The following is an 8,144-nucleotide window of genomic DNA, read 5'->3' as shown; positions in this document are numbered from 1 at the left end:
GCAGCGCAGATGCTGGCGGCGCGGCTGCCCGCGGACCTGGCGGCGGCGCTGGCCGCAGGCCGCGGCTGGGCGCTGTTTTCCTGCGGTTTCGAGGACGGCAGCGAGGATCTGATCGCGCTCCGCCTCGAAGGCGGCCCGCATGATGCCCATTGCGGCGACATCCTGCAGGCGATCTGGCCGGTGCTGCGCGAGGATTCCCTGCGCGAGCTGGCGGGCGAGACCCAGGCGGCGGTGACCAGCGCGCTGCTGTGGACCATCTCCAAGAAAACCGACTCCGCGGTGCTGGTGCTCGACGGCGAGGGCCGCCTGCTGCATTGCAATGAATCGGGCCGCGACATGCTCGACGGCGGCGACCTGCTCAGCGACAGCAGCGGCCGCCTGCGCTGCGCCCGCCCGGGTGAGACCGCGGGCTTTTACGCGGCGGTGGCGGAATGCGCCCGCTCGCGCCGCGGCAGCTCCGGCCAGCGCCCCTGCGAGCTGATCCTGTTCCTGGAGGACCGCAAGAGCGGCATGCGGCTGCCGGTATCGCTGACCCGCTACCGCTGCGCCGGCGCCGATCAGCCGCTGGTGGTGGCGATCCTGCCGCGCCAGCCCGACCGCCGCCGCATCGAGATGCTCGCCCAGAAGATGGGGCTCTCGCCCGCCGAGGCGCGGGTGGCGGCGCTGATCCAGCTCGGGCTGTCCAACCGTGAGGCGGCGCATATCGCCGGCCTCAAGGAGCAGACCTTCAACACCTATGCCAAGCGGGTGCTGGCCAAGATGCAGGCGCCCGGCCGCGCTGAAATGGCACAGCGGCTGACCTGGCAGGCCTCGCTGGGGAGAGCGTCATGAACAAGCTGACACTCGACGCGCCCGTCCAGGGCCCGCCCGCCCCGGCCGGCAGCCCCGCCGCCCAGGACCGGCCTGCCAAATCGCAAACCGCCCGGGCAGCAGCGTCCCGGAAACCGGCCCAGACGCCGCCGCCCCCGGAGCAGGCCGCACCGCAGCCGGCTCCGGGTCCGCAGCCGGGCACTCAGGACAAACCGTCCCAGCCGCCGCGGCTGAGCGCCGCGGTGCTGGCGCAGATCGCAACGGCCCTGCGCCAGGGCGGCGCCGACGGCGCACCGCTGGCGGCGCAGGCCGACCTGGTGGCGCTGCACAAGCGCATCGCGGAGATGTTCACCACCCTCAACGAAGGGCTGGGCGAGCGCCACGCGCAGAAGGCGGCGGCCGACCGCGCTGCGCTCAGCGCCCGCATCGACCAGCTGGAGGCGGCGGTGAACCGGATGGAGGGGGCACTCCGGATCGAGTTCGAACCGGTGCTGAAGGCCGCGGTGGCAGAGGCGCTGGGGCAGACCCTGCCCAAGCCGCGCCGCAGCCGCCGCGGGATGGCAGCGGCAGCGCTCCTGCTGGCTGCGGCCGCGCTGGCGGCAGGGGTCTATTGGCATGCGCCCCTGCAGGAGGCGGCCCGGGCCGCTGCCGCGGCTGCGGAAAGCCGCACCAACTGGCAGCTGCCCGCCTTCTGATCTGAATTTTGTCCCCATTTGGGGGCATCCGCTGCAGCCTGGATGCGCTGCAATACTTCCAGAAGGCATGACTACGCCTTTATGCACCAGCGGCCCCCGGGCACATCCCCGGAACCGCGGCAGCGGCGGGGGGCACGGCCCCGGGCATCAGCCCGCAGCCCAGCCCCGGACATTAACGAGGAGGAAGTTTACCATGGGTATTAAAGACCAGAATCCAGACTGGGAAGTCTGCGATCCGACATGCGAGATCGTATTTTCCGACGACAAAAACGATCCCAACTACAATGACGGCACCACCGAACAGGGCGGCACCGACGGCAATATCATCAATCTGAACGACCACGACGCCGGCGACAACGCCAGCGGCGGGGCCGGCGATGACGCCATCTACGGCAACGAGCGCAATAACCGGCTCGATGGCGAAGAAGGCCAGGATTACATCGAAGGCCAGGACGGCGATGACGCCATCAAGGGCGGCACCGGCAACGACAAGCTGTTCGGCGGCGACGGCGACGGCAAGGGCCATTATGAATATGTGTTCTCGCATTACGAGACCTACATCGACTATGACACCTGGGAAGAGTATCAGGTGGCGGTCGAAAAGAGGGTCTATGTCAATGACGGCGATGACTGGATCGATGGCGAGGAGGGCTGCGACTACATCGACGGCGAAACCGGCAACGACACCCTGCTGGGCGGGCTGGATGCTGATACCGTCTTCGGCGGCTCCGGCGATGACCACATCTTCGGCGACGACGCCGATGGCGACTACAGCATGCGCGGCGGCACTGAAGACAAGTATGGCTATGACGGCTACGGCAAGGGCCGGCCGGAAGGCGACGGCGATGCCGGCGACTACCTCTACGGCAATGACGGCAACGACTGCATGGATGGCGAAGGCGGCGACGACTGGATGTGGGGCGACGACGGCCAGTTCGACCTCTACGGCGAATACGACTACGACCACTCCAACAACAACGACACCATGTACGGCCGCGACGGCAATGACCGGATGAACGGCCAGCAGGGCGACGACCGCATGGCCGGCGGCCTTGGCGACGACCTGGTGATCGGCGGCTCCGGCGATGACGAGATGTTCGGCGACGAGCGTCAGGGCCAGGGCGGTGATCTTGACTTCGGCGCCGACAGCGGCACCGGCAACAAGACCGAGCAGGTCGATGGCGACGACTGCATGCTGGGCGGCACCGGTAACGACACCATGGACGGCCAGGGTGGCAACGACACCATGTTCGGTGAGGAAGACAACGACCTGATGCAGGGCGGCCGCGGCCGCGACCTGATGGATGGCGGCGCCGGCGACGACGACGTCAATGGCGGCGCCGGCCGCGACACCATGCGCGGCGGCTCCAACAACGACGTGCTGGAAGGCGGCGCCCAGGGCGACCTGATCTTCGGCGACCACGCCAACAACCTGGGCAGCAGTCATTATTATGCGCCCGAAATCGACTGGAGCTGCTGCCCCGACGATGAGCCGTACAAGACCGCTGAGGAGCACAACCCGCACCACGGCCATGGCATGAAAGAGGTCGACTGCCCGGACTGCTATGATCCGGTTGATTATGGCCCGGAGGGCAACGACCGCATCCGCGGCGGCGACGGCAATGACACCATGTTCGGCGAAGGCGGCAATGACGTCATCATCGGCGGCGACGGCGACGATGTCGGCAGCGGCGGCGACGGCGACGACATCCTCAAGGGCGGCGTCGGCAACGACAAACTGTCCGGCGATGCCGATGACGACTGCCTGTATGGCAACGACGGCCACGACCTGCTGAAAGGCGGTTCCGGCAATGACAAAATCTTCGGCGGCGCCGGTGCTGACAAGGCCTTTGGCGGTGACGACCACGACAAGATCGTCGGCGGTTCCGGCAATGACTCGCTCAATGGCGAAAACGGCAATGACTCCGTCTTTGGCAACGCCGGCGACGACTGGTTGAAAGGCGGCGACGGCGACGACAAGCTCGGCGGCGGCGCCGGCCAGGATCTGCTGGAAGGCGAAAAGGGTAACGACACGCTCTACGGCGGCCGCGGCGGTGATGTCCTCAAGGGCGGTTACGACCACGACAAGCTCTTTGGCAACGGCGGCAAGGACTGCCTCTATGGCGGTTCCGGCAAAGACACGCTCTACGGCGGCGGCGGCAAGGACTTCCTCGATGGCGGCGGCTACAACGACAAGCTGTTCGGCAACAACGGCAACGACTGGCTGAAAGGCGGCGAAGGCGACGACTGGCTGTTCGGCGGCAACGGCAAGGATGTCTTCATCATTGACCTGCACTGGGACGGCTACAGCTTCTCCTCCAGCGACGGCTATGATGTCATCCATGACTTCGATATCGACGAAGAGCATGATGTGCTGCTGTTCCGTGTTACCGGCGACATCTCGGCGCAGGAGGCTTTCGAGAAGCTGGACGGCGGCGCCGCCACGGTCGTGGACGATGACACCGACACCACCATCTCGGTGGGCGGCGCCTCGGTGAAGATCCTCGGCCTGACCAACAACGAGAGCTACTTCTCTTCGCTGGGTCAGGACACCAATCCTTGGGGCGGTGTCGGCATCAATGCGGTCTCCACCGGCGATGCGGGCAGCTACGAAGCGATCCGTGTGGTAACGGCGGATTACTTCGACGACGCCTACGACAACATCTGGGGCCACCACTATCACGGTGTCTGAGCCTTAGGAACGGCGGGCCCGGGGATTCCCCCGGGCCCGTCCAGCCCTGGTTCAGGACAGCGATTTGGTCCCCGGCCAAGGATTGCATCCTTGGACCAGGGCGCTGTTCTCCAGAATTCATAACTTCACTTCGTGCAGCCGGGGGGCTACGACAATGAAGACAAAACGGGTATTTGACGGCCAACGCGGAGTGCTGGCGGCGATCTTCACAGCCAGCATCTTTGTGAACCTTCTGATCCTGACAGCGCCGCTTTACATGCTGCAACTGTTTTCCCGGGTCATGGCTTCGGGAAGCATTCCAACCTTGATTGCACTGACCACCGGCGCGGTTCTCGCGCTGGTGTTCTTTTTTATTTTCGATATGATCCGCCAGCGCCTGGTGGCGCGGCTCGGATCCCGTCTCGAGGCGCGGCTCAGCCCGGTGGTGCTGGAAGGCATGATCAGCGGCCAGCTGCCGCCCGCCCTGGCCCGCGCCGAGCCCATCCGCGACATCCAGGAGCTGCGCGGCTTTGTCACCAGCCCGGTGTTCCTGGCGCTCTTGGACGCGCCCTGGTCGCTGATCTTCCTGGCGCTGATCTTCCTGTTCAGCCCGATCCTGGGCCTGGTGGCGCTGGCCGGCATCACGCTGCTGTTCGGACTGGCGCTGCTCAACGAGATGCTGGCCCGCAAGCCGATGGACGAGGCCGGCAAGCAGGCCACCGAAACCAATGCCGCCGTCTCCGAGATGATGGCCAATGCCGGCCTGATCCATGCCATGGGCAAGACCGGGCCGCTGATCGCGCGCTGGCAGCTCAAGGCGTTCTCCGCCCTGGTGTTCAACACATTGGCCACCGACCGGGTGGCGCTGATCACCTCGCTGGCCAAGGCCGTGCGCATGGGGCTGCAGATCGCGGTGCTGGGCGTCGGCGTGGTGCTGGTGATCAACAACCAGCTGACGCCGGGGCTGATGATTGCCGCCTCGATCCTGCTGGGCCGCGCCGCGGCGCCGGTGGAGCAGTCGATCGCCGGCTGGCGCGGCTTCCTCAAGGCGCGCGCCGCGCAGGGCAGGCTGAACACCTTCCTGGCCCATCTCGGCGCCGCACCGGAGCGGCTGACCCTGCCCGAGCCGGACGGCCGGCTGTCGGTGGAAAACGCCTGCGTGGTGCTGCCGGGGCGGCCAGAGCCGCTGCTGCTGGACATCACTCTGGAGCTGAAGCCGGGCCAGTCGCTGGGGCTGATCGGCCCCTCCGGCGCCGGCAAGACCACCCTGGCCCATGCGCTGGCCGGGCTGCAGCCGCTGGCGCGCGGCCATATCCGCATCGACGATGCCGCGCTCACCGACTGGGACCCGGCGCAGATCGGCCAGCATATCGGCTTCCTGCCGCAGCGGGTCGAGCTGTTCCAGGGCACGGTGGCGGAAAACATCGCGCTGATGGACCCGGAGGCCAGGCCGTCGGATGTGGTGGCGGCAGCCAAGCTGGCGCAGGTGCATGAGATGATCCTCGCCCTGCCCGGCGGCTACAACGCTCCGGTCGGCCCGCGCGGTGAGTTCCTGTCGGCCGGCCAGCGCCAGCGCATCGGCCTGGCGCGCGCCTTCTTCGGCGGCCGCAAGCTGATCGTGCTGGACGAGCCCAACGCCAATCTCGACCCCGAGGGCGAAGAGGCGCTGGCCCGCGCCATCGAGGAGGCCTGCGCCCGCGGCGCCGCGGTGGTGGCGGTGACCCACCGGCTCAGCCTGCTGCGCCGGGTCAGCCATGCGGCGCTGCTGCAGGAGGGCCGCATCGCCCGCTTCGGCGAGGCGCGCCAGGTGATCGAGGCGGCGGCGCAGCCGATGGCCGCGGCCCCGGCGCATCCCGACGACCCCAAGATCGCCCCGTTCCGCCACCGCAGGAACGGCACGGACCAGGGCGGACAGACCCCTCCGGCTGAAGGAGCAAGCGCATGAGCCTGGTAGAGAAAGAGACCCGCACCCCGGTCCGCAGCCGCGCTCCGGAGGGGGTGCAGAGCGGTTTCCGCGACCTGATGCCGGCCGGCAGCGGCCAGGACATCCCGCTGCCCAAGCGGCCGCCCACCCGGGTGCGCCAGCTGGTGCTGTGGATTGCGGTCTGCGGCTTCGGCCTGTTCGGCGGGCTGGTGTTCTGGGCCACCAAGGCGGAGCTGACCAGCGCGGTGGTGGCGGCCGGAGAATTCAACGTGGCCGGCGACCGGCTGGCGGTGCAGCATTACGAAGGCGGCATCCTGCGCGAGCTCAATGTGGCCGAGGGCGGCCGGGTCCGCGAGGGCCAGGTGATCGCCCGGCTCGACGGCCGCCGGGTGCAGGCGCAGATCGCGATCCTGAACGGCCAGCTGGCCAGCGCCCTGGCGCAGCAGACGCGGCTGGAGGCGGAGCTGCAGGAGGCGGACCGGCTGCAGCCGGGGCCAGAGCTTGCCCGGCTCATCGCCCAGGCGCCGGAACTCAGCCAGCTGGTGGCGGTGCAGCAGGACCTGCTCAGCTCCAACCGGGCGCTGTATCTGGGCCAGATGGAGATCCTGCGCGGCCGCATCAGCCAGCTGAATGACCAGCTCAAGGGCCGCGATGCCCGCATCCGGGCCACCGAGGAGCAGCTGGCGCTGGTGCAGGGGGAGCTGGCGGATCTGACCGGGCTGTTCGAAAAAGGCCTGGTGCCGAAAACCCGCATCAGCCAGCGGCAGATGCAGCAGAGCGATCTGCTCGGCACCCTGGGGGCGATGGAAAGCGACCGCGGCAATGTGCTGGAACAGATCGGCGAGATGGAAGAGCGGCTGCTGCAGACCGGCCGCGACCGGGTGGCGCGGATCGCCGCCCAAAGCCAGCAGGTGCAGGAGCAGATCCTGGATCTGCGCCAGCGGCTGGATGCCACCCTGGATATCGCCGAGCGGCAGACCATCCTGGCGCCGCGCGACGGCCGGGTGGTCGGGCTCAGCATCAACACCCTGGGCCAGGTGGTGGATCCCGGCCAGACCATCCTGGAGCTGATGCCCGAGGATGCCGGCCTGCTGGTGGAAACCCGGGTGGCGGTGGAGGATATCGACGAGGTCTCGATGGGCAGCCAGGCGCGGGTGCAACTGACCGCCTACAGCTTCCGCTCCACCCCGCCGGTGCAGGGCGAGGTGGTGATGGTGGCGGCCGGCAGCAGCACCGACCGGGCCACCGGCCAGTCCTATTACCCGGTGCATATCCGCATCAGGGAGGCGGAGCTGGCCGCCCTGCCCAACGTCAAGGCGCTGCCCGGCATGCCGGCCCAGGCGATGATCGAAACCGGCCGCCAGACCCTGGCCAACTACCTGATCAGCCCGGTGCTCGCCAGCATGTCGCAGGCGATGAAGGAAGGCGACAGCTGAGGCCGCCGCCAGGCAGGGGGCAAGCAGCCCCGGGGCGCCAGATAGTTCAGGAAAGCCGCGGTTCCGGGGGGAGAACCGCAGCCTGTCCGGGCCCGTTTCAGCCGCTGCGGCTGAAGCGGGCCTGTGCTTTTGCCGCCCCGCGGCGTCCTGCCTGTTTCGGGCCTGTTCCGGGCCTGTTCCGGCCGCTTTCTGCCGCCGCCGCCCGCCCCGGGCACAGCTGCCCTGACCCATGGCAGGCGGCGGATAGCCCTCAGCACCCCGCTTCTATCCTTTAGTGCAGCAGCGCCGCCGCACCCGTCCTGTTATAAAGATCTCAGCAGGCAGACAGTCAGCTGCCCCCAGAGACACACAGACCACAGGAGACACGCCCATGACCCTGATCAGCACCCTCACCGGCGTTACCGCAGGCCTGGCCGCCGTGGCCGCAGGCTTTCTCCTCGGCCTGCCGCTGCCGGCCCTGGCCGTGATCTACCCGGTGGCCGGGGTGCTGGGCTGCACCGCCTGCCAGTGGGCGCTGGAACAGCGCGAGCGCCTGGCCGCAGGACCGCAGCTGGCCTACTACTCGCCCCGCCCCTATTTCGGCTGATCCCCCCGCGCCTCTTCCTGAG

6 protein-coding genes are annotated in these 8,144 nt (G+C 68.2%); all 6 read left to right on the top strand.

What is annotated here, in order from left to right; all coding sequences use genetic code 11:
* Positions 1-831 (top strand): helix-turn-helix transcriptional regulator (locus ACFMBG_RS23810; RefSeq protein ID WP_421057124.1); only part of this gene is annotated, 831 nt, incomplete at its 5' end.
* Positions 828-1,505 carry a hypothetical protein gene (locus ACFMBG_RS23805; RefSeq protein WP_421057123.1) on the top strand — a complete coding sequence of 226 codons (678 nt, stop codon included), beginning with the start codon at positions 828-830 and terminating at the stop codon, positions 1,503-1,505. The genes ACFMBG_RS23810 and ACFMBG_RS23805, both read left to right, overlap by 4 nt.
* A 193-nt stretch (positions 1,506-1,698) precedes the next feature.
* Positions 1,699-4,197 carry a calcium-binding protein gene (locus tag ACFMBG_RS23800; RefSeq protein WP_421057122.1) on the top strand — a complete coding sequence of 833 codons (2,499 nt, stop codon included), beginning with the start codon at positions 1,699-1,701 and terminating at the stop codon, positions 4,195-4,197.
* Positions 4,198-4,351: 154 nt separating this feature from the next.
* Entirely contained in the window at positions 4,352-6,121 is a 1,770-nt protein-coding gene (locus ACFMBG_RS23795) for a type I secretion system permease/ATPase (RefSeq protein WP_421057121.1), read from the top strand.
* Complete coding sequence (locus ACFMBG_RS23790) at positions 6,118-7,536, top strand: HlyD family type I secretion periplasmic adaptor subunit (RefSeq protein ID WP_421057120.1); 1,419 nt, start codon at positions 6,118-6,120, stop codon at positions 7,534-7,536. Before ACFMBG_RS23795 ends, ACFMBG_RS23790 begins: the two co-directional genes overlap by 4 nt.
* A gap of 370 nt (positions 7,537-7,906) precedes the next feature.
* Positions 7,907-8,122 carry a hypothetical protein gene (locus tag ACFMBG_RS23785; protein WP_421057119.1) on the top strand — a complete coding sequence of 72 codons (216 nt, stop codon included), beginning with the start codon at positions 7,907-7,909 and terminating at the stop codon, positions 8,120-8,122.
* The last annotated feature ends 22 nt before the right edge of the window (positions 8,123-8,144 follow it).

It is taken from the genome of Leisingera coralii, from assembly GCF_049056525.1.
Lineage (GTDB): Bacteria > Pseudomonadota > Alphaproteobacteria > Rhodobacterales > Rhodobacteraceae > Leisingera > Leisingera coralii.
This window is presented reverse-complemented; position numbering and strand designations above follow the sequence as displayed.